The following is a 21,852-nucleotide window of genomic DNA, read 5'->3' as shown; positions in this document are numbered from 1 at the left end:
AGGCGCGACAACGGGCTTGCCAAACACATAAGTGCGTGCTTATGTGTTTTTATGGCAGAGAACGATATATTCCGGGCACTGGCCGATCCCACGCGCCGTGCCATTTTCGAAAAGCTGGCGGATGGTGCCATGAATGCCTCTGGCCTGCGCGAAGGGATCGAGATCAGTCAGCCGGCCATGTCGCAGCATCTTTCGGTTCTTCGCGGCGCCGGGCTAGTGGTTGAAAGACGGCAGGGCCGTTTCGTCAATTACGAGGTCGATCCGGAGGGGCTGACACGCATTGCTGCGTGGCTCGGCAAATATCGCGCCTACTGGCCACAGCGCATTGAGGCTCTCAAACTCCTGCTGAAGGATATGGACCAATGAACAGGGATGCAGCGGAAGCGCCGAAAAACGGCATTGAACTTGAATATGATCTGGACGAGCCGCCGCAAAAGGTCTGGCGCGCCATCAGCATTGCAGCGTTCCGTGAAAACTGGCTGCCGAACGAGGCTCTGGCGGAACCTGACGCGATCGACATCAAACCCGGCGAGGAAGTGCGCTACCGGCTGCGTGAAGACATTCCACCATTTCTGGAAAGCACCGTAACCTTCAGGATCGCGGCCAATGCCGAGGGCGGCACGAGCCTTCGCATCATTCATGAACTGCCCACAAATACCGGCCGGACGATGAAGGCCGCCGCAAACCACAACGGCCCGCCGATCAAGCTCGCCGCCTGATCCCACTCGTTTCCCGACATTTTCAAACACAGGAGTTCGCCGATGCGCGAAGTGATGCAACACGTCCCTATGGTCGTCGAACAATCATCAAGGGGAGAAAGATCTTTCGACATTTATTCGCGCCTGCTGCGGGAAAGGATCATCTTTCTCAATGGCGAGGTCAACGATGCAGTTTCAGCGCTCGTCTGCGCGCAATTGCTGTTTCTCGAAGCGGAAAACCCGAAGAAGCCGATCTATCTTTATATCAATTCTCCGGGTGGCGTCGTGACGAGCGGTCTGGCGATGTATGATACGATGCATTACATCCGCGCCCCGGTTCACACACTCTGTATGGGCACGGCCCGTTCCATGGGATCGTTCCTGCTAATGGCGGGCGAACCGGGCGAGCGCACAGCACTTCCCAATGCCAGCATCCACATTCATCAACCGCTGGGCGGTTTCCAGGGACAGGCATCGGACATGCTGATCCACGCCGAGGAGATGCAGCAGACCAAGCACCGCATGACGCGGCTTTACGCCGAACATTGCAAACAGAGTTATGAGAAATTCGAAGCGGCCATGGATAGGGATTTTTTCATGACGGCGGAGCAAGCGTTGGAATGGGGTCTGATCGACCGCGTTCTGGGCGTTCGTGCGGATATCGCGGCGTAGTGCCGGCTACTATCCGCAAGATGTTGTTTCCATATCAACACAAAAGGCAGCGCCAATGCGCTGCCTTTCAAAGGTCTATCCGGATGATCAGATATCCAGATTATCTGCAAAAGCCGCCCGCTCCTGAATGAAGCGGAAACGGGCATCGGCCTTGGTGCCCATCAGATTGTCGACAGCCTCGCGCGTGCCCTCGAAGTCCACGTCATCGATCTCGACGCGCAGCAGGGTGCGCTTTTCGGGGTCCATGGTGGTTTCCTTGAGCTGGGCGGCCATCATTTCGCCGAGGCCTTTAAAGCGGCCCACTTCGACCTTTTTGCCCTTGAAGACGGTTTCCATCAGCTCGGCGCGGTGGGCGTCGTCGCGGGCATAGGCGGATTTCGCGCCCTGACGGATGACGTAGAGCGGCGGCACTGCCAGATAGAGGTGGTTGCCGCGAATGAGTTCCGGCATTTCCTGATAGAAGAAGGTGATGAGCAACGAGGCGATATGGGCGCCGTCGACGTCGGCATCGGTCATGATGATGATGCGCTCATAACGCAGGTCTTCTTCGCGGTACTTGGTGCGGGTGCCACAGCCGAGCGCCTGGATGAGATCGGCGATCTGCTGGTTGGCGGAAAGCTTTTCGCGGCTGGCACTGCCGACGTTGAGGATTTTACCACGCAGCGGCAGAATGGCCTGATTGGCGCGGTTGCGCGCCTGTTTGGCCGAGCCGCCAGCCGAGTCACCCTCGACAATGAAAAGTTCGGCGCCTTCGGCCGTGTTCTGGGAGCAATCCGCCAGTTTGCCGGGCAGGCGCAGCTTGCGCACGGCGGTCTTGCGGTTGACTTCCTTTTCCTTGCGGCGGCGCATACGCTCTTCCGAGCGCTCGATGACCCAGTCGAGCAGCTTTGCCGCCTCGGCCGGGTTGCCGGTCAGGTAATGGTCAAATGGGTCGCGCAGCGCGTTTTCGACGATGCGCTGGGCTTCGACGGTGGCGAGCTTGTCCTTGGTCTGGCCGACGAATTCCGGCTCGCGGATGAAGACGGAGAGCATGCCGGCAGCCGAAATCATCACGTCATCGGTGGTGATGTCCTTGGCGCGCTTGTTCTGCGTCAGGTCGGCATAGTTCTTCAGACCCTTGGTGAGCGCGATGCGCAGGCCCGCTTCGTGCGTGCCGCCTTCGGGGGTTGGGATGGTGTTGCAATAGGAATGTATCTGCGTGTCGCCGCCATACCAGGTGACTGCCCATTCCAGCGCGCCGTGGCCGCCGGTCTTTTCGGTGCGGCCAGAAAAAATCTCGCGCGTGACGGTGAATTCCTTGCCGAGCGTGGCGGCCAGATAATCCTTCAGGCCGCCCGGGAAATGGAACACCGCCTTTTCGGGGATTTCTCCATCGGCCGGCACCATGCCGGGATCGCAGCTCCAGCGGATTTCGACGCCGCCGAAGAGGTAAGCCTTGGAGCGGGCCATGCGGAAGATGCGGGCCGGTTCGAATTTCGCGTGATCGCCGAAGATTTGCGGATCGGGATGGAAACGCACGCGGGTGCCGCGGCGATTATGCACGTCGCCAAGCTCTTCCAGCGGACCGATCGGCAGGCCACGCGAAAAACGCTGGCGGTAAAGCTTGCGGTTTCGCGCCACTTCCACTTCGAGAAGATCGGAGAGCGCATTCACCACGGAGACGCCGACGCCGTGCAGGCCGCCAGAGGTCTCGTAGGCCTTGCCGTCGAACTTGCCGCCGGCATGCAGCTTGGTCATGATGACTTCGAGCGTCGATTTGCCCGGAACCTGCGGGTGGTTCTCCACGGGAATGCCTCGGCCGTTATCGGTGACCGTCAGGAAGCCTTCGGCATCGAGATGAACCTCGATGAAATTGGCGTGACCGGCGACGGCCTCGTCCATGGAGTTGTCGATGACTTCGGCGAAGAGGTGGTGCAGCGCCTTCTCGTCCGTGCCGCCAATATACATGCCCGGGCGCATGCGCACCGGCTCGAGGCCCTCAAGCACGCGGATCGATGATGCGCCGTAGTCGTCACCTGTAGGAGACGCGGGCGGCGGAGGGGCAGACGACGCGACGGGGGCAGCGGCTGCGGGTTTCTGCTGCACGTTCACATTGGCAGCAGCGGTCGCCGGGGCCTTCACGGGCTTCGCCGCGTCCTCGTTCGTGTCCGTGTCGCTGTTTCGTGCCGCCGGAAGACCGGAGAAGAGATCGTTGCTGTCGTCCATCATGTCCAAAGTTCAAAAGCGTGTGTCAGAATTTCGCCATGCGAATCATTTTGCCATCAGCGTCAATATACCGCCAAACGTGGTTCCCGTCCGATTGAACCGGGGTCCGCCTGGGCAAGCGCGGCGCATCCTATGTCACGATTGTGTCAGGGTTTCGCAACAGGAGGATTGCGCTGCCGGCCTTGCGATGGCAAGTCTCGCAGCCACGAATGAACGGTTAGCCAAGGCATGTCCACAGCTCATTTCACGTTTTGTACTCTTTTCAGCCTCACTGTGGCGGCAATGCCGGTTACGGCCTTTGCGTCTGACGGGCCGCTGCGGCCTTTCAAGGACGAGTTGTTTTCCGCGCAGACGGTGCTTTCCACGGGCGATGGCGGCGCATCCGAAGTCATCGATTACAAGGAGATGCGCGACATCAACGGCCGCGACGAGGTGCCGGAGCGGCGGGTGAAGCGGCAATATGTGGATATGGCGCCGAAGAAGGTGCAGGCGCTGGAAACCGTGCCCGCTGAGGGCAGGGCGCTTGAGGTCGGCCGCGTCGGCCCGGCCAGCGGGCAGGCGTTCACCATCATCTTCATCCATGGGCGCGGCGGTGACCGGCGGCTTGGCATGAACGACTATACGTTCGGCGGTAATTTCAACCGGCTGAAAAATCTGGCCGTGACCAATGGCGGCACCTATTACGTGCCGAGTGTTCGTTCTTTCGATGAGAACGGCGTTGCCGACATTGCGGCGCTTATTGCGGATGTGGCCAAAAAATCCGGCGGCAAGCCTGTCATATTGACCTGCGCCTCAATGGGCAGTTTCATCTGCTATGGCATTAGCCGCGACAAGGCAGCCGTTGCCAATCTCAAGGGAATGGCGATCCTGGGGGGCGCGGTCGATCCCGATTTTCCGAAAAGCGCTTTCGCGAAGGCGAAGAAGCCGGTCTGGTTTACCCATGGCAGCGCCGACAAGGTTTATTCGGCCGATCAGCAGGCGACGATCTTCCGCACGCTGTTGAAGGCTGGGGAGCCCGCGCGGTTCACGCGCTATGAGACTGGCAGCCACGGCACGCCGGTGCGAATGACCGACTGGCGGGCAGTTCTGAACTGGATTTTGAGCCGATAAGGGATCGCGGCGGGCTCGGTCACGACAAATTTTGCCAGATTTGCCGCTGGTTTTAACCCTTGGGCCGCTTTTTTGTACCAATTGCTGCCCGCTGCGGTTAAAGGAATATCCGGGAAATTGCGGCAGAGCTTCTGTCGTGATCAAGGGCCGTCAGCGGCTGAGGGATGGGGCGCCGCCAGGGCTGCGCCCCGAGACAAAGGGAATGGGATACGCATGACGCCGAATGTTCGACCGCTTGTTGCCGGAAACTGGAAGATGAACGGCACGCGTGCCTCGCTCGACCAGATCAAGGCCATGGCAGAGGGTGTCAAGGGCGCGCTGTCCGAGAAGGTGGATGCGCTGATCTGCCCGCCTTCAACGCTGCTTTATGTCGCGACCGCGCTCTGCGATGACAGCCCGCTGATGATCGGCGCGCAGGATTGCCACCAGAACGCCTCCGGTGCCCATACTGGCGATATTTCCGCCGAGATGATTGCCGACTGCTTCGGCACCCACGTCATCGTTGGCCACTCCGAGCGCCGCACCGACCATGCCGAGACTGACCATCTGGTTCGCGCCAAGGCATCTGCCGCCCATGCGGCCGATCTCATCGCCATCGTCTGCATTGGCGAAACGGCCGATGAGCGCAAGGCGGGCCAGACGCTCGATATTTTGAAGCGCCAGCTTGCCGGCTCACTGCCGGATGAGGCGACCGCGGAAAACACCGTTATCGCTTATGAACCCGTCTGGGCGATCGGCACCGGCCTTACGCCGACGGTGGACGATGTGCGCGAGGCTCATGCCTTCATGCGCGACGAGCTCGTCAAGCGCTTCGGCGATGCCGGAAAGACCATGCGCATCCTTTATGGCGGATCAGTAAAGCCGGCCAATGCGCTGGAGTTGATGGGCGTTGAAAACGTCGATGGCGCGCTGATTGGTGGCGCGAGCTTGAAAGCGTCGGACTTCCTGTCCATCTATGCGGCATATGAGCGACTGACGGCCTGAATGAGGCTTTCCTGAAAGAGTATCGGGAAAGGGGCTTGGAATAAGCCTTCGCCTCATGTAAAGAGCCGCAAAACCTTCTTTATGGTGCTCCGCGCGGGGCATGGAATGGATTGTCATGCAGACCGTTTTGATTGTTATTCACCTCATGATCGTGCTGGCGCTTGTCGGCGTGGTCCTGATCCAGCGTTCCGAAGGCGGCGGCCTCGGTATCGGCGGCGGTTCGGGCTTCATGTCCGCGCGCGGAACGGCCAATGCCCTGACGCGCACCACCGCGATCCTTGCGGCGCTGTTCTTCGCAACGTCGCTCGGCCTTGGTCTTCTGACCCGTTACGAATCGCGTCCGACCGATATCCTGAACCGTATTCCGGCCACGCAGGGCCAGGGTAACGGCATTCTCGACACGCTCGGCCCGTCGACGACGCCTTCGACGCCGGCTCCGGCTGAAAATGGTGTTCCGACCAATAACGGCGCTGCTGCTCCCGCACAGACCACACCGGCTCCGGCCGCTTCCGGCACGGCCGCTCCGGCCCCGGCGCAGCCCGCCGATCCGAACGCAGTTCCGACCGGTCAATAAGCCCGGTTCTGATTTAACGCTCCGGCAGGCCAAAAGCCTGCCGGTTTTCTTTTGTTCGCATTCCGGCCAGTTGAATTGTGAATTCGTCAACAGCGAATTTGCAACAGCATGAAATTTGGGCTGGCGGAATCAGAGGTAAAAAGGTATCCGGTGAATCCCATGGCGCGATATGTATTCATCACAGGCGGCGTGGTCTCCTCTCTCGGTAAGGGCATCGCAGCTGCTGCACTCGGAGCTTTGCTGCAATCCCGTGGTTATCGGGTGCGGCTTCGCAAACTCGACCCCTATCTGAACGTCGATCCCGGCACCATGAGCCCGACACAGCACGGCGAAGTGTTCGTGACTGACGACGGTGCCGAGACGGACCTCGACCTTGGCCACTATGAGCGCTTTACCGGGCGTTCGGCCACCAAGACCGACAACATAACCACCGGTCGCATTTACAAGAACATCATCGACAAGGAACGGCGCGGCGATTATCTCGGCGCAACGGTTCAGGTCATTCCGCATGTCACCAACGAGATCAAGGATTTCGTGATCGAAGGCAATGACGATTACGACTTCGTCATCTGCGAGATCGGCGGCACGGTGGGTGACATCGAGGCGATGCCGTTCATGGAAGCGATCCGTCAGCTCGGTAACGACCTGCCGCGCGGCACGGCGATCTATCTTCACCTGACGCTGATGCCCTATATTCCGGCAGCGGGCGAATTGAAGACCAAGCCGACCCAGCACTCCGTCAAGGAACTGCAGGCTCTCGGCATTCACCCCGACATCCTTTTGGTGCGTGCCGACCGGGAAATCCCGGAAGCGGAACGCCGCAAGCTTTCGCTGTTCTGCAACGTGCGTCCCTCCGCCGTCATCCAGGCGCTGGATGTGGCGAATATCTACGACGTTCCGATCGCCTACCACAAGGAAGGCCTCGATTCGGAAGTGCTGGCCGCTTTCGGCATAGAGCCGGCGCCTAAGCCGCGTCTGGAGCAGTGGGAAGAGGTCTGCAACCGTATCCGTACGCCGGAAGGCGAAGTGACGATTGCGATCGTCGGCAAATATACCGGCCTCAAGGACGCGTATAAGTCGCTGATCGAGGCGCTGCATCACGGCGGCTTCGCCAACCGCGTCAAGGTCAAGCTCGAGTGGATCGAGTCGGAAGTCTTCGAAAAGGAAGATCCGACGCCATACCTTGAAAAGGTCAACGGCATTCTGGTGCCGGGCGGCTTTGGCGAGCGCGGTTCGGAAGGCAAGATCATGGCGGCGCAGTTTGCGCGTGAGCGCAACGTGCCCTATTTCGGCATCTGCTTCGGCATGCAGATGGCGGTCGTGGAAGCGGCCCGTCATCTGGCCGGCATCGAAAATGCCTCTTCGACCGAATTCGGTCCGACGTCCGAGCCGGTTGTCGGCCTCATGACCGAATGGGTGAAGGGCAACGAGCTGGAGAAGCGCTCCTCCAAGGGCGATCTCGGCGGCACGATGCGCCTCGGCGCCTATAAGGCGGCGCTGAAGAAGGATACCAAGATCGCCGAGATTTATGGCTCCACGGATATTTCCGAGCGCCACCGTCACCGCTACGAGGTGAATGTGGACTACAAGGACCGGCTGGAAGAATGCGGCCTCGTCTTCTCCGGCATGTCTCCGGACGGTGTGCTGCCGGAAACGGTGGAATATCCTGACCATCCCTGGTTCATCGGCGTTCAGTACCATCCGGAATTGAAGAGCCGCCCGCTCGACCCGCATCCGCTTTTCGCCAGCTTCATCGAAGCGGCGGTGGAGCAGAGCCGGCTGGTTTGACGGTTTGAAGGATTGTGAAGAGGGTCGCGAAAGCGGCCCTTTTTTGTTTGCGGTATGCGCACTTTCGGCTGAGCATTCGTCGATGCGTATTGCTCTGTCATCCTCGGGCTTGACTCCCGAGGATCCATCGTTCGGCGGTTACGGACCCTCGGGTCAAGCCCGCGGATGACGGAAGAAGGGCGACCGTCCGAAGATGCACGTTGCTATCGTTCGCCAACGGCCTCACGCGAGAAAATTATGCTTCCGCAACCACACTTCGTACCAGTTTGGCCACTCTTCCGATGGGGTGCCGGCCTTGCCCATGCCAAAGCCGTGACCGCCCGACGCGATCGGATGAAATTCGACATCCACGCCAGCCCTTTCACAGGCGTCTCGCATGAGCCGGCTGTTGGCTAGATTGGAGATCCGGTCGTCATCCGCCTGTGCCAGGAAAATTGGCGGGCAATCCTTGCGCACATGGCTTTCCACCGACCATTCGCGTGTGGCCTTATCTGTCGGGTGTCTGCCGACAAGCGATCTGCGGGTCGAGGTATCGTCATAGGGAGCGGCAAGCGTGATGACTTGGTAGATCAGCGCTGCGATATCCGGACGGGCTGATTGCCCGTCAATGTCGTCGATACGATCATAAGACGTAAAAGCCGAGCGGGCGGCGGCAAGCCCCATGAGGTGGCCGCCCGCTGAAAAACCGAGCGCGCCGACCCTGTGCGGATCGATCTGCCAGTCCGAGGCGTGTGCACGCACCAGACGAAACGCGCGTTGCACATCCTGAAGCGGTGCGAGCGGCCCGGCAGCCCAACCTTCAATCGGCAGGCGGTAGCTGAGGACAAAGGTATGAATGCCTCTGGCCGCGAGCCAGCGGGCGGCGGGATAGGATTCCTTGCCCTCCTCGATGCGTTTATATCCACCACCACCGGCTATGATCATTGCGGACCCATTGGGCCTGTCAGGGGCAAATATCTCAAGGCCTGGTATGGCGATGTTGGTGACGGCGCCTTTTTTGCTGATATCCGTAGGGCCGTTTGGACCGCCACCACCGGGCGGGCTGCCGGCCCAAAGGGCAAGACGGCGCGGATTGTCTTTAGCAAGCAGATTTGGGATTTTCACTGATGTGGCGAGGAATGCCCCGGCAAAAAGAAGGCTGCGGCGGCAGATCATAATGTCTTCCTCCATCAGGCACTTGGATCCGGTATTCTCCCGGTAGAGCAGTTTATGAGGCCTATATAAAAACCAACAGGACAATATGGTTGCAACAAGATATTCCGGTTCGGGTCAGCGATGTCGCTGTCTCTCTGCGGCGTGTCAATCAAGCAAACAAAAACGGGCCCGAAGGCCCGTTTTAACTCCAGTGACAAATCCCGACCGGCTTACTTCGGCCCGATCATGTTCTCGGGGCGCACATACTGGTCGAATTCTTCGTTGGTGAGGTATCCGCCACCAACGGCTTCTTCGCGCAGGGTCGTGCCGTTCTTGTGGGCGGTCTTGGCGATCTTGGCGCAGATGTCGTAGCCGAGCTTGCCGTTCAGTGCCGTCACCAGCATGAGCGAGTTTTCGACGCCCTTCTTGATGTTGTCTTCGCGGGCCTCGATGCCGACGACGCAATTGTCGGTGAAGGAGACGGCCGCGTCGCCCAGAAGCTGGACGGACTGCAGGAAGTTATAGGCCATCATCGGGTTATAGACGTTGAGCTCGAAGTGGCCCTGCGAACCGGCGAAGGAGAGCGCTGCATTGTTGCCGAAGATGTGGGCGCAAACCTGCGTCAGTGCTTCCGACTGGGTAGGGTTGACCTTGCCCGGCATGATGGACGAGCCGGGCTCGTTTTCCGGCAGCGAGAGTTCGCCGAGACCGGCGCGGGGGCCGGAGCCGAGGAAGCGGATGTCGTTGGCGATCTTGAAGAGTGCCGCTGCTGCCGCGTTGATCGCGCCATGCGAGAAGACCATGGAATCATGCGAGGCAAGCGCTTCGAACTTGTTCGGCGCGGTGACGAAGGAAAGGCCGGTGATCTTCGAAATTTCCTCGGCGACCTTTTCGGCAAAACCAACAGGGGCATTGAGGCCCGTGCCGACGGCCGTGCCGCCCTGGGCGAGCTTGGAAAGCGCAGGCAGGGTGGTTTCGATGTTGGCTATGGCGGAGGCGACCTGCGCGGCGTAACCGGAGAATTCCTGGCCGAGCGTCAGCGGCGTTGCATCCTGCGTGTGGGTGCGGCCGATCTTGATGATCTTTTCGAACTGCTTGACCTTGGCTTCCAGCGCTTCGTGCAGGTGCCTCAGGCTCGGCAGCAGGTGGTGAACGATCTGCTCGACGCAGGCGATGTGCATCGCCGTCGGATAGGTATCGTTCGAGGACTGGCTCATGTTGACGTGGTCGTTGGGATGAACCGGCTTCTTGCTGCCCATTTCGCCGCCGAGCATCTCGATTGCGCGGTTGGAAATCACCTCATTGGCGTTCATGTTGGACTGGGTGCCGGAGCCGGTCTGCCAGACGACGAGCGGGAAATGTTCAGTCAGCTTGCCGTCGATGACTTCCTGTGCGGCGGCGATGATGGCTTCACCGATCTTCGGGTCGAGGCCGGCAAGCGCCATGTTGGCACGGGCAGCGGCCTGCTTGACGATGCCGAGCGCGCGAACGACAGAGGCGGGCTGCTTTTCCCAGCCGATCTTGAAGTTGCCGAGCGAGCGCTGCGCCTGCGCGCCCCAGTAGCGATCGGCCTGAACTTCAATAGGGCCAAATGTATCGGTTTCCGTCCGTGTGGCTGTCATCAATCTTGCCTTTTTACTCGTGTTCCTCCGCCAAAACGGCGCCTTCGCCCGCCTTGCGCGGCCGATATATAGAATCATCGCGGCGGCAAAGAAAGCCGCTGCAATGCGGCGCGGGAAGATATTTCCCGTCGTTCCGCGGCGATTTGCCTGCAGCGAATGCAGCAAGGCGAAAAACCCGGCCGCGTGGCATTTTTACTACGTCATGAAAAGGCAGGGAAACCGGGCTTGTACCGGGGCGGGCGCTCAAAGCAAAGTAAATGAAATAAATAGAAATTTAACCATTCTCACCAATTCTGGAAATTACGTTTTTATGGCTTTGGCTGTATTATGAGGTTCATTTCGGCACGATTTTGGGCTTTGGGCGTTTTCTTTTCAACAGGCCGTTGATCGGCTAGACAGGCATGAAACTAATGCCCGCCGTTTTCCCGGTGGTGCTGGGTGCTACGAGGATCAAATTGCAAGTCACATCTGGAAAATCATCGGCAGCACTGGTGCTGGCTCTCGGTCTTTCCGTTTCCACCGCTCTTCCCGGCACCGCCGGTGCGGTGACCCTGATGGACCTCCTGCGCGGCGGGCCCGGCAAGATCGCGCGGGATCGCGGCGAGTTGCCGCCGGCCGGCATCGTCACCTCGCCATCCGGCTCCGGATCGGGCGCCGGTCAGAGTGCTGATGCTTCCGATCCCGAGCCTTTGCCCCGCGTTTCCGGCCCACGCTATTATGATTACAAGGCGGATGTAGCCCGGGCGGTGAACACCGCGAATTTCGGCGAAGGCCTTGCCAATCTCAAGTTCAGCGCAACGCCCGAGATCGCCAAGGCGCTTGAGGCTTATTATGGCGCTGGCGGAAAGACGTTGTGGGTATCCGGTGGCGAACTGACCGAGCGCGCCAACGCCGCCATCGCTTTCCTGGAGACGGTTGGCGAAAGCGGTCTCGATCCCGCCGATTACAGCATTTCCGCACCGGCCAAGGATGTGACTGCGAGTATCAGCAGCAATGTTGCCGGCACCACATCGAACGGCACACCGGTCGAGACGGCTTCGGCGCCTGTTTCCGATGCCTATCAGCGGGCGCAGATGCAGTTCGAGCTGGCGCTGTCCGCCAAGGTTCTCGCCTATGTGCAGGATACGACCCGTGGCCGCGTCGATCCGAACCGGCTGTCCGGTTACCATGATTTCAAGCGCAAGACGGTGAACCTCGCTCCCGTGCTGAAGCTTGCTGGCCTTAGCCCAGATGTGGCCGCTTATTTGCGCAGCCGCGAGCCCTCCAGCGCCGAGTATCAGGCGCTGAAGGCAGAGCTTGCCCGCCTGCGTGGCGAGGGCGATGCCGCCCATGTCGTTCGTGTTCCCGCCGATCTGGTGCTGAAGCCCGGCAACAGCAGCGCTGACATGGCGAGTGTCGTCAAGGCTATCGAACATCGGGCTTCTCCCGCCTTCAAGGCGGAACATGCCGCAACAATCTCCGCTTACCAGCAGACGCCGGATTACACGCCTGATCTCGTCGAGCTGGTGAAGGCGTTCCAGAGCGAAAATGGCCTGAAGGCGGATGGCGTCATCGGTCGTGCGACCGTGCGCGCCATGGTCGGCGAAAGCAACGACGCGAAGATCGCCAAGGTGCAGGTGGCCATGGAGCAGATCCGCTGGTTGCCGGCCGATCTCGGCCAGCGTTACGTCTTCATCAACCAGCCCGCTTTCATGGCCTATTACCACAATGAAGGCGTCGAACAGTTCGGCATGAAGGTCGTGGTCGGCTCCAAGGCCAATCAGACCTATTTCTTCCAGGATGAAATCCAGACGGTCGAGTTCAATCCCTATTGGGGCGTACCGCAGTCGATCATCATCAACGAGATGCTGCCGAAGCTGCGCCGTGACCCATCATACCTCGATCGCCTGGGTTACGAGGTGCAGGTGAATGGCCGTGCGGTATCGTCTTCCAGCGTCAACTGGTATGGCTCGACCAACGCCGTTTCCGTGCGCCAGCCGCCGAGCAGCGACAATGCGCTGGGCGACCTGAAAATCCTCTTCCCCAACGCACATGCCATCTACATGCATGACACGCCGGCCAAAAGCTTCTTCAACCGCGACATGCGGGCGCTGAGCCACGGCTGTATCCGCCTGGTCGACCCGCGCCGCATGGCGGCTGCCGTTCTCGGCACCAGCGTTGACAAGGTTGGCGAGCAGATTGCGTCAGGCAAGAACCGCGCCGTGCAGGTGCCGGAAAAGATTCCGGTTTATGTGGCCTATTTCACCGCCTGGCCGGATAGGGACGGCAAGGTCCAGTTCTTCGATGATGTCTATGATCGCGACAGCTACGTGCAGAAGGCCTTTGCGGTGACGACGAAGGCAAGGGCCAGCTCGATCTGATTGGGGTCTATTCAAAAGAAAAGCGCCGGAGACGGCGCTTTTTTTGTTTTATGGATCGGTTTTGGAGTAGTTCGGCTGCAGACCCTGTCAGGGATGTTGGGCGTAAATGGGTACTCCGTCACCCCGGACCTGATCCGGGGTCCAGCGCGATCAAGTCCTTGATTGCAAAGGCTCCTTTCACGGCGCAGACACGCCGTGGCTGGATGCCGGATCAAGTCCGGCATGACGGACGGCAGGGAAGTCGTTTAGCTCTCATTGATGTCGAAAATGCCGTTTCCTTGCGTTTGTCGCTCAGTCTCTCAAGCCGCGGCCGCACCCCTTGCAATCAGCTTCTCGAACAATGTCGGTGTCAGCGCATCAAAATTATCGATCACTACATCCGGCTTCAGCTCGGCCATCGGTACATCCGTGTAACCGAAAGTGACGCCGATGGAGGGCACGTTGGCGTTTTTCGCGGCGAGGATATCGTTGATGCTGTCGCCGATCATGACCGTGCGCCTGATATCGCCGCCGGCCCTTTCGATGGTCCCCAAGATATGGCGCGCGTCAGGCTTGCGGAATTCGAACGTGTCGCCACAGGTTATGGCCGCGAAATACGGCGTAAGGCGGAGTTTTTCGAGCAGCGGTACAGCGAGGACTGCGGTCTTGTTGGTGCAGACGGCAAGCGTGATGCCGGATTGCGAAAGCGCATCCAGCGTTTTGACGATGCCGGGGTAGGGGCGGCTTTCGCCGGGCATTTCAGCGCGGTAATGGGTGATGAAGCGTTCGTAGAGCGGATCGATTTCGGCTTCCGGCAGTTCCGTTTCGCGCAGTGCAAAGGCGCGCTTGATCATGACCCGTGCGCCCTGGCCGACGAGATGCGTCAGGTCGTCATAGGTGACGGGCGCAAGCCCGGCTGCGGCAATGGTATGGTTGAGGCTCGAGACGAGATCAGCGGCGGTATCGACCAGAGTACCGTCGAGATCGAAAATGGCGAGCGGGGCGAGCGGGCGGGATGTCACGGAAACGGCCTCTTGTAGAATGCGGGGCTGAGCTATTCATGCTTTCATTCGCGCCAAGCCTAGGCAAAGCCTCCTGTCTTTGCAACCGCATCACAACGTTCTGTTCGTTGCCTTGAAAAAGGCTTTCGTTTGGCTTTCGACCCGTGTAAACAGCACGGCGACGACAAAGCTACCGGAGTTTCAGGCACATGGATGCCCGCCAGATGAAGATCAAGGCCGCCGAGGCCGCATTGTCCCATGTACAGGATGGGATGCGGCTTGGTATCGGCACGGGTTCGACGGCCGAGGAATTCGTCCGGCTTCTGGCCGAGAAGGTCGCCGCCGGCCTCAAGGTCGAGGGCGTGCCGACATCAGAGCGCACCGCGCGTCTGTGCGTCGAGCTTGGCGTGCCGCTGAAATCTCTCGATGAATTGCCGGAACTGGATCTGACCATTGACGGTGCGGATGAGGTTGACCACGCGTTGCGGCTCGTCAAGGGCGGCGGCGGTGCACTGCTGCGCGAGAAGATCGTCGCGGCGGCATCCGCACGCGTGATCGTCATCGCCGACCAGAGCAAGGTTGTGGAGACGCTGGGCGCCTTTCCTCTGCCCATCGAGATCAATCCGTTTGGCCAGGTTGCGACCCGCATCGCCATCGAAAAGCTGGCATCGCGGTCAGGCCTGTCGGGTGAGTTGAAGCTTCGCTCTTCCGGTGACGGCGTCTTCATGACGGATGGCGGACACCTTATTCTCGACGCATCTTTTGGCCGTATTCCTGATGCAGAAGCGCTAGCACGCGAGCTGAACACGATTCCCGGTGTCGTCGAGCACGGACTTTTCATAAATTTGGCATCGCTTGCCATTATCGCTGGCCCTGAAGGCGCCCGCGTGATGCAGGCAGTATAACAGGAGCGAGATTTTCATGATCAAACTAGCGGGACTGGGCAAAGCTGCCGCTGCTTCGATCCTCATTTCCGGCATCGTGTTCGGTACTGCCGCACGCGCCCAGGAAATTTCCGAAGCGCATATTGCTGCCGCGCGGCAGGCGATCGCCTCTCTTGGCGTTACCGACCGTTTCGACGACATTCTGCCGGGACTGGCCGAGCGTCTGAAGGCCGAACTTATTCAGGCTTCGCCGAATGTTCAGGATGCGATCACCGCGACGGTTGACGCCAAGGCGCTTGAGCTTGCACCGCGCCGCGCCGATCTCGAGCGTGAGGCCGCGCTGACCTATGCACGTGCTTTTTCGGTCGAGGAACTGAACGCCATCTCCACCTTCTACAGCAGCGAAGCTGGCAAGAAGCTGTTGAAGGACGGCCCGATTGCGACCCGCGAACTGATGAAGGCTGCCGATATCTGGGCCGCCGGTATCAACCGCGATCTCAACGCTGCCAGCATGACCGAACTGCAGAAGGTCGCCGGCGCTGATCTGAAGCCGCTTCCGGCGGATCACAATGCCACGGGTGGCGCTCCGGCTGCCAAGCCATAAGGCGCTTTTCCAGGTTCAGAAATATTCAAAGCCCGGCCGCAAGACCGGGCTTTTCATTTGTGCGCCGCAGCACCTATATGTGGCGTGAATGCACCGCTGCCCGTTTGCGGCTGATGGCGGTTTTGATCAGGGGTTTTGACTATGACAGCTTATGACTACGATCTCTTCGTCATCGGTGGCGGTTCCGGCGGCGTGCGCAGCGGCCGTGTGGCTGCCTCGCTCGGCAAGCGCGTGGCGATCGCCGAGGAATACCGCTATGGCGGCACCTGCGTCATCCGCGGCTGCGTGCCGAAGAAGCTGTTCGTCTACGCCTCGCAGTTCCCCGAGCATTTCGAGGATTCCGAAGGTTTCGGCTGGAGCGTCGGCGAGCGCAGCTTCGACTGGAAAAAGCTGATCGCGGCGAAGGACAAGGAAATCACCCGTCTCGAAGGGCTCTACCGTAAGGGTCTGGAAAACGCCAAGGCCGATATTTTCGACAGCCGGGCGGAACTCGTGGATGCCCATACCGTCAAGCTGACGAAAACCGGCGAAACCTTCACCGCCGAGCGCATCGTCATCGCTGTCGGCGGCACGCCGAACGAACACAAGGCGCTGCCCGGCCACGAGTTGACGATTTCGTCCAACGAGGCTTTCGATCTCGAGGAGCTGCCGAAATCGATCCTGATTGCCGGCGGCGGTTACATCGCGGTGGAATTCGCCAATATCTTCCACGGGCTCGGCGTTGAAACGACATTGATCTATCGCGGCAAGGAAATCCTGTTGCGCTTCGATCAGGATATGCGCAAGGGCCTGCATGAGGCGATGGAGGCCAAGGGCATCCGCATCATTCTGGAAGACATCATCGAGGAAGTCAGCAAGGACGGCGCCGGCGGTTTCGTGGCCCGCACCAAGCAGGGCGCTTCGCTGCATGTGGGCCTGGTGATGCTGGCGCTTGGCCGCGATCCGAATACCAAGGGGCTCGGTCTCGAGAATGCCGGTGTGGAGGTGGACGCCCGCGGCGCGATCGTCGTTGACGACTATTCGCGCACGAACGTGCCGAGCATCTTCGCACTTGGCGACGTCACCGACCGGGTACAACTGACGCCGGTGGCGATCCACGAGGCGATGTGCTTCATCGAGACGGAATACAAGAACAACCCGACCAAGCCGGATCACGAACTGATTGCGACGGCGGTATTCTCGCAGCCGGAAATCGGCACTGTCGGCCTTTCGGAAGAGGAAGCCGGCAAGAAATACCCGGAACTGGAAGTCTATCGCGCCCAGTTCCGTCCGATGAAGGCGACGCTATCTGGCCGTCAGGAGAAAACGATCATGAAGCTGATCGTCAATGCCGCTGACCGCAAGGTCGTCGGCGTGCATATCCTCGGCCATGAGGCCGGCGAGATGGCGCAGCTTCTCGGCATCACGCTGAAAGCCGGCTGCACGAAGGATGACTTCGACCGCACCATGGCTGTTCACCCAACGGCGGCAGAGGAACTGGTGACAATGTATTCGCCGAGCTATCGCGTCGTAAACGGCGAGCGGGTCTAGCTCATCTTCCGCTCCGGCTTCCAGCTCGTCTCTGCCTGATAATGGCGGCTGCCATCGAATAACGCCTCGTTGCCCTTCAGGAGAGCGACGAGGCGATCTATGGCGAGCCGCATTTCCGGGGCGTGCCGGTCGTCGTCGTTGACGATGATCCAGAGCGGATGGGACAGTTCCTCGATGATCTCGCCGTCGCGGACGAGGCCGGGGACGTTATCACCAATAAAACAGGGCAGGACACCTTTTCCGGCCCCGCTCTGGATGAGGCTCGGCAAAAGGGCAGGGGCATTCGTCCAGGTGTGGATCAGCGGTTCCCGATGCCGGAACACCCATTTTTCGGCGTCGGATTTTGCGACCTCGGTGCCGATCGAAATCCATTGCTCAACATTTTTGCCTGAGCCGTCGCGCGCGCGATAGGCGCAATAGGCAACGTCGACCGATTTCCGGACGGCGAAATTCCCGGCGGCTGGCCTGACGTGCCTGATCGCGATCATGCCGCGCCTGTAGGTCAACTCGTCGTCATTTTCACATTGCTTGCAGCACAGGCGGAAAGCGTCCGACGGGCCGCGAATGGCCGCCGCATTGGTGGCTATGAATCCGGCAATCCAGATGTCACTCGACAGAGAAACGATCGGTAGCGAAAAAGCGTCGCTGTGCCATTGAGTGATTTCCGCCGCGCTGTTGCGCATTGACCTTACCTTCTCGAACAGGACCTGGCCGTCCGGTGCGAGCCGGTATCCGTTCTGACTCCGAATAAAGAGCGTTCGCCCCATTTTGCGTTCAAGAAGCATCATCTTTCGGCCAATCGTCGGCGCACTGAGCCCGGCTTTACCCGCCGCGCCGGCGAGGCCGCCCTCTGTGGCGACAATGTCGAAAAGCCTCAACTCGTCCCAGTCCACTTCTGTCACGGCATCCTCTCCACATCATGGCAGCATCTTAGCCGCATCAGGGCCTGTCCTCTCCGTTCAGATATGAAACGGGTCTTTCAGTCCTGCCTCTATGCTTGCTGCAGGGCGCAACCTAACTCGTCTCCAACAAAGGAGACAGACATGTTACCCGAAACCATGTTCCTTATGGAGAAGATTAGACACATGGAAATCCGCCACGGAAGAGGCGGGTGTGTTTCCGAATGGGAGAACTGGCCTTGCTCGCCACTGGACCGGCTTGTGGTGTTTCTCTTGCATCTGCCTCATTCCGTGCGCCGATATCTCTGCATCAAGCCCGGAAGTCGGTGACTTCGGAGGGATGGGAACCATCCACAAAAACTATTTAAATCGTTTGAAATCATTTTTCTCCTTCGTGGCGGATCAAAACGGTCCGAAAGAGGGCGGGCGGCGCGCGGATGTCTATGCAAAGCCTGTGCTTGGAGCTATAAGCCGCTCAAATTTCCGAGGCGGTCGCGCGGCGGTTGCGCGGTCGAAAGAAGGGTAAGAACATGGCACAGAATTGGACCCCCGGCAGCTGGCGGCAGAAACCGATCCAGCAGGTTCCCGAATATCCTGATGCGGCAGCGCTTGCGGCAACGGAAGCCACGCTTGCAACCTATCCGCCGCTGGTATTTGCCGGTGAGGCCCGCCGCCTGAAGAAGCAGCTTGCCAATGTGGCGGAAGGCAACGCCTTCCTGCTGCAGGGCGGCGATTGCGCCGAGAGCTTCCTCGAGCACGGCGCGGACAATATCCGTGACTTCTTCCGTGCCTTCCTGCAGATGGCCGTGGTGCTGACCTATGGCGCACAGCTGCCAGTCGTAAAGGTGGGACGCATTGCCGGCCAGTTCGCCAAGCCGCGCTCTTCCAACGTGGAAGTGCAGGATGGCGTGACGCTGCCGTCCTACCGCGGTGACATCATCAACGGCATCGAATTCAACGAAGCCTCGCGCATTCCGAGCCCGGAGCGTCAGCTCGACGCCTATCGCCAGTCGGCGGCGACGCTGAACCTGCTGCGCGCTTTCGCAATGGGCGGTTATGCCAACCTCGAAAACGTTCACCAGTGGATGCTCGGCTTCATCAAGGACAGCCCGCAGGCCGACCGTTACCGCAAGCTGGCCGACCGAATCTCCGAAACCATGGACTTCATGAAGGCCATCGGCATCAGCGCGGACAGCAATCCGAGCCTGCGCGAGACCGACTTCTTCACCAGCCATGAGGCGTTGCTGCTTGGTTACGAAGAAGCCTTGACCCGTATCGATTCCACCTCTGGTGACTGGTACGCCACGTCGGGCCACATGATCTGGATCGGTGACCGCACGCGTCAGCTCGACCATGCGCATGTGGAATATTTCCGCGGCATCAAGAACCCGATCGGCCTGAAATGTGGTCCGTCGCTGACGCCCGACAATCTGATCGAGCTGATCGACGCGCTGAACCCGGCAAACGAGGCCGGCCGTCTGACGCTGATTTGCCGTTTCGGCCATGACAAGGTGGCGGACAGCCTGCCGAAGCTCATCCGTGCTGTCGAGAAGGAAGGCCGCAAGGTCGTCTGGTCCTGCGATCCGATGCATGGCAACACGATCACGCTCAACCACTACAAGACGCGCCCGTTCGAGCGTATCCTGTCGGAGGTCGAAAGCTTCTTCCAGATCCACCGCGCCGAAGGCTCGCATCCGGGCGGCATCCATATCGAGATGACCGGCAAGGACGTGACGGAGTGCACGGGTGGCGCGCGCGCCGTGACGGCGGATTCGCTGTCCGACCGTTACCACACCCATTGCGACCCGCGCCTCAATGCCGATCAGGCGCTGGAACTGGCGTTCCTGCTGTCAGAGCGCATGAAGAGCGGGCGCGACGAGAAGCGCCTGGCAATCGCCAGCGCTTGATGGAAGAGCTGAAAGTCTCTCTGCGCTTGCGCGAGGTCTGATCGTGCCGGACTGAAGATCTGGTCCGGCTTCGGGAGTGTGAGGCTCCCGCTCGCGGACGCTTCAGCCTCTGGTAATGATAAAGCCGCCGGATTTCCGGCGGCTATTTTTATCTGTGGCTATAGGCTTACTGTACCAGAGCCGGCTGCTGGCAGCGGACATCGGTAACACGAACATCGGCTTCGCCGATCTTGACGCCGAGAACCAGAAGCGTGTTGTAAAGCAGCGTATCGACCGGTGCGGTGACGAGGGACAGCGTGTTGGCGAGCGCTGTCTGGATGACGCCTAGGCCGCCAAGGTTGAGGAAGAGAATCCTGATGTCGAGATCGAGGTTCTTCAGCAACGAGCTGACGAGCGTCGTGACGGTATCCTTCGTGGAGACGCTCTTGATCTTGCCCTGGGCAATATCCAGCTGCGTGAAGGTCAGCTTGGTCTTCGTCATGTTGGTGGCGTTGATGAGGGCGCTGCCGTTGACGGCAAGCAGGGCAGAATCCACGATTGCCGCCTTTGTCACCCGCGGGTCCCGTCCGAAATTGGCGAAGGCCGTGGTATCGACATTGCCAAGTGCAATTTCTGCAACGCCTGGAACAACTTCGACATCCACGGTTCCCTGTCCGCCGCCCGTGCAGCGAATGTCCGCAAGCCGGGCTTCCGCGTGGGCGACTTCCACATAAAGCGGGACATTGACCTTGAGGCCGGCGATTGCCTGGAGCCCATCCACCACGACATTGACCGCAAGGCGGGTCTGGGCGGTACGGACCACGGTGCCCTGGCCGCCAACGGCGAGCGAAGGCGTTTCGACCGGCGGCTGACCGATGGCGAGTGTCACCTTGGCCGAGGCGAGGCCGAGAACATTAGCGCCGAGATCCAGCGCCAGCTGGTTGCCGCCATTACCGGCAACGGCTGCGGCATTGAGAAGGTCGAAGACGCTGGCATTGACCTTGAGATTTTCCCCGCTGCCAATGAGCTTTTCTGTGAAGGGGCCGAGATTGACGATTTCTTCTAGCTTGAGCTTGATGTTGCTCTTGCCGGCGGTTTTTTCCAATGTCTTCAGAACGGTGACGACGGCTGGCTGCAAGCCCGTCGTTTTCGTCAGCGCGTTCAGGAACTTGCCGTAGGTAATCTCCGTCTGCAGCACGTCCTTGTAGGTGCCGGCGGTGAGGCCAAGATCGATCGCGAGAGCTTCGACGACATGCAGCGCGTTGACATCGGCATCGACGAGGGCCTGATAGTCCATGAGCTTGAGCGAGACCGTGGTGCCGAGCAGACCGCCGAGCAGGCTGTTCAGGAGGCCGTCATTGAGGCTGGCAAGCCGCGATCCCACCGAGAATGCGGCGACTTTCTGAGACGAGGCGGTTCCGGCGGCCGAAATCCTTGGCGGCGTTGTAAAGGCCGAAGCGAAGAAGATCTGGCCCTTTTCGAAGATGTTTACTTTCACCGCATTGGTCGGCTGGGCGTTTTCGACGAACCGCTGTCCGACCGGGAGGCTGGCATCCGGTTCATAATGGCCTTTGACAACCTCGGCGTAGCCGTGGGTTTTGGCAAACTCATTCCGGGGATCGAAAGGCTGCAGCCCGGTTGGCGTTAGCAGCCCCTGCGCCGTCCTGACGCCGAGGTCCAGGCCGTTGAGTGCAAAATATTGCTGCACCGTCTTTTCCGCGTCGGTGACGTTGGCGGCTGCCGAAATGGCCGCGAGATCGGCGGTCTGCTGCAATTGCCGCTTCTGCAGGGTCAGATAACCGTAATCGACGCCAATCGCCAGGATGCCGATAAAAAGCGGCGCCGTCAGGCCGGCGGAGATGGCGATGTTGCCGGCGCGATCCCTCAGGAAACCGGAGAGCAGGGAATGGATGGTCCTCATG

The 21,852-nt window shown here is 59.9% G+C and carries 19 protein-coding genes; 13 read left to right on the top strand and 6 right to left on the bottom strand.

Going from position 1 to position 21,852, the window contains the following annotated elements; all coding sequences use genetic code 11:
• The first annotated feature begins 51 nt into the window (after positions 1–51).
• The 3 genes from EGT36_RS14530 to EGT36_RS14520 are packed head-to-tail and all read left to right on the top strand — an operon-like array spanning position 52 to position 1,370.
• Positions 52–366: an ArsR/SmtB family transcription factor gene (locus EGT36_RS14530; RefSeq protein ID WP_037093210.1), complete on the top strand. Its 315-nt coding sequence runs from the start codon at positions 52–54 to the stop codon at positions 364–366.
• Complete coding sequence (locus tag EGT36_RS14525) at positions 363–719, top strand: SRPBCC family protein (RefSeq protein ID WP_006697388.1); 357 nt, start codon at positions 363–365, stop codon at positions 717–719. The genes EGT36_RS14530 and EGT36_RS14525 overlap by 4 nt, the downstream gene beginning before the upstream one ends.
• A 42-nt stretch (positions 720–761) precedes the next feature.
• Entirely contained in the window at positions 762–1,370 is a 609-nt protein-coding gene (locus EGT36_RS14520) for an ATP-dependent Clp protease proteolytic subunit (RefSeq protein ID WP_125270498.1), read from the top strand.
• Positions 1,371–1,457: 87 nt separating this feature from the next.
• Here EGT36_RS14520 and parE read toward each other — a convergent pair whose 3' ends face one another.
• Positions 1,458–3,578: a DNA topoisomerase IV subunit B gene (gene parE / locus EGT36_RS14515; protein ID WP_035210911.1), complete on the bottom strand. Its 2,121-nt coding sequence runs from the start codon at positions 3,576–3,578 to the stop codon at positions 1,458–1,460.
• A 225-nt stretch (positions 3,579–3,803) separates the two neighbouring features.
• On the opposite strand from parE, the gene EGT36_RS14510 reads away from it, so the two are divergent.
• The 4 genes from EGT36_RS14510 (at position 3,804) to pyrG (ending at position 8,031) form a co-directional block, all read left to right on the top strand.
• Positions 3,804–4,685, top strand: a complete 882-nt coding sequence (locus EGT36_RS14510) for a dienelactone hydrolase family protein (protein WP_037093212.1) — start codon at positions 3,804–3,806, stop codon at positions 4,683–4,685.
• Positions 4,686–4,898: 213 nt separating this feature from the next.
• On the top strand, positions 4,899–5,669 hold the full coding sequence (gene tpiA / locus EGT36_RS14505; protein WP_035210909.1) for a triose-phosphate isomerase: 771 nt from the start codon (positions 4,899–4,901) through the stop codon (positions 5,667–5,669).
• A gap of 115 nt (positions 5,670–5,784) precedes the next feature.
• Positions 5,785–6,243 carry a preprotein translocase subunit SecG gene (gene secG, locus EGT36_RS14500; protein WP_004442000.1) on the top strand — a complete coding sequence of 153 codons (459 nt, stop codon included), beginning with the start codon at positions 5,785–5,787 and terminating at the stop codon, positions 6,241–6,243.
• Between the two features lie 159 nt (positions 6,244–6,402).
• Entirely contained in the window at positions 6,403–8,031 is a 1,629-nt protein-coding gene (gene pyrG, locus EGT36_RS14495) for a CTP synthase (RefSeq protein ID WP_006697393.1), read from the top strand.
• A gap of 222 nt (positions 8,032–8,253) precedes the next feature.
• Here the strand turns inward: pyrG and EGT36_RS14490 are convergent, their stop codons facing one another.
• Positions 8,254–9,186: an alpha/beta hydrolase gene (locus tag EGT36_RS14490; protein ID WP_125270497.1), complete on the bottom strand. Its 933-nt coding sequence runs from the start codon at positions 9,184–9,186 to the stop codon at positions 8,254–8,256.
• 209 nt (positions 9,187–9,395) lie between these two features.
• Complete coding sequence (gene fumC / locus EGT36_RS14485; protein WP_022556218.1) at positions 9,396–10,787, bottom strand: class II fumarate hydratase; 1,392 nt, start codon at positions 10,785–10,787, stop codon at positions 9,396–9,398.
• Here fumC and EGT36_RS14480 point away from each other — a divergent pair.
• Positions 10,777–11,118, top strand: a complete 342-nt coding sequence (locus EGT36_RS14480) for a hypothetical protein (RefSeq protein ID WP_125270496.1) — start codon at positions 10,777–10,779, stop codon at positions 11,116–11,118. The two genes, fumC and EGT36_RS14480, sit on opposite strands and share 11 nt — an antisense overlap.
• A 70-nt stretch (positions 11,119–11,188) precedes the next feature.
• Entirely contained in the window at positions 11,189–13,147 is a 1,959-nt protein-coding gene (locus EGT36_RS14475) for a L,D-transpeptidase family protein (protein WP_479829297.1), read from the top strand.
• A 299-nt stretch (positions 13,148–13,446) separates the two neighbouring features.
• Here the strand turns inward: EGT36_RS14475 and EGT36_RS14470 are convergent, their stop codons facing one another.
• Positions 13,447–14,148 carry an HAD family hydrolase gene (locus EGT36_RS14470; RefSeq protein WP_037093216.1) on the bottom strand — a complete coding sequence of 234 codons (702 nt, stop codon included), beginning with the start codon at positions 14,146–14,148 and terminating at the stop codon, positions 13,447–13,449.
• Between the two features lie 188 nt (positions 14,149–14,336).
• On the opposite strand from EGT36_RS14470, the gene rpiA reads away from it, so the two are divergent.
• The 3 genes from rpiA (at position 14,337) to gor (ending at position 17,145) form a co-directional block, all read left to right on the top strand.
• Entirely contained in the window at positions 14,337–15,032 is a 696-nt protein-coding gene (rpiA, locus tag EGT36_RS14465) for a ribose-5-phosphate isomerase RpiA (RefSeq protein ID WP_006697397.1), read from the top strand.
• Positions 15,033–15,048: 16 nt separating this feature from the next.
• The gene (locus EGT36_RS14460; RefSeq protein ID WP_006697398.1) at positions 15,049–15,615 is read left to right on the top strand and encodes a DUF2059 domain-containing protein; all 567 of its coding nucleotides are present in this window, start codon (positions 15,049–15,051) and stop codon (positions 15,613–15,615) included.
• Positions 15,616–15,756: 141 nt separating this feature from the next.
• On the top strand, positions 15,757–17,145 hold the full coding sequence (gor, locus tag EGT36_RS14455; protein ID WP_125270495.1) for a glutathione-disulfide reductase: 1,389 nt from the start codon (positions 15,757–15,759) through the stop codon (positions 17,143–17,145).
• Here the strand turns inward: gor and EGT36_RS14450 are convergent.
• Positions 17,142–18,047 (bottom strand): LysR family transcriptional regulator, encoded by a 906-nt coding sequence (locus EGT36_RS14450; RefSeq protein ID WP_037093220.1) that lies wholly within the window; start codon positions 18,045–18,047, stop codon positions 17,142–17,144. The two genes, gor and EGT36_RS14450, sit on opposite strands and share 4 nt — an antisense overlap.
• Before the next feature lie 527 nt (positions 18,048–18,574).
• Between EGT36_RS14450 and EGT36_RS14440 the strand changes: the two genes are divergently transcribed.
• Positions 18,575–19,951 carry a class II 3-deoxy-7-phosphoheptulonate synthase gene (locus EGT36_RS14440; RefSeq protein ID WP_125270494.1) on the top strand — a complete coding sequence of 459 codons (1,377 nt, stop codon included), beginning with the start codon at positions 18,575–18,577 and terminating at the stop codon, positions 19,949–19,951.
• Between the two features lie 166 nt (positions 19,952–20,117).
• On the opposite strand, the gene EGT36_RS14435 is transcribed toward EGT36_RS14440, so the two are convergent.
• On the bottom strand, positions 20,118–21,851 hold the full coding sequence (locus tag EGT36_RS14435) for a TadG family pilus assembly protein (protein ID WP_034498925.1): 1,734 nt from the start codon (positions 21,849–21,851) through the stop codon (positions 20,118–20,120).
• Position 21,852 lies beyond the last annotated feature (1 nt).

The sequence above is a fragment of the Agrobacterium sp. FDAARGOS_525 genome (assembly GCF_003938925.1).
Lineage (GTDB): Bacteria > Pseudomonadota > Alphaproteobacteria > Rhizobiales > Rhizobiaceae > Agrobacterium > Agrobacterium pusense.
This window is presented reverse-complemented; position numbering and strand designations above follow the sequence as displayed.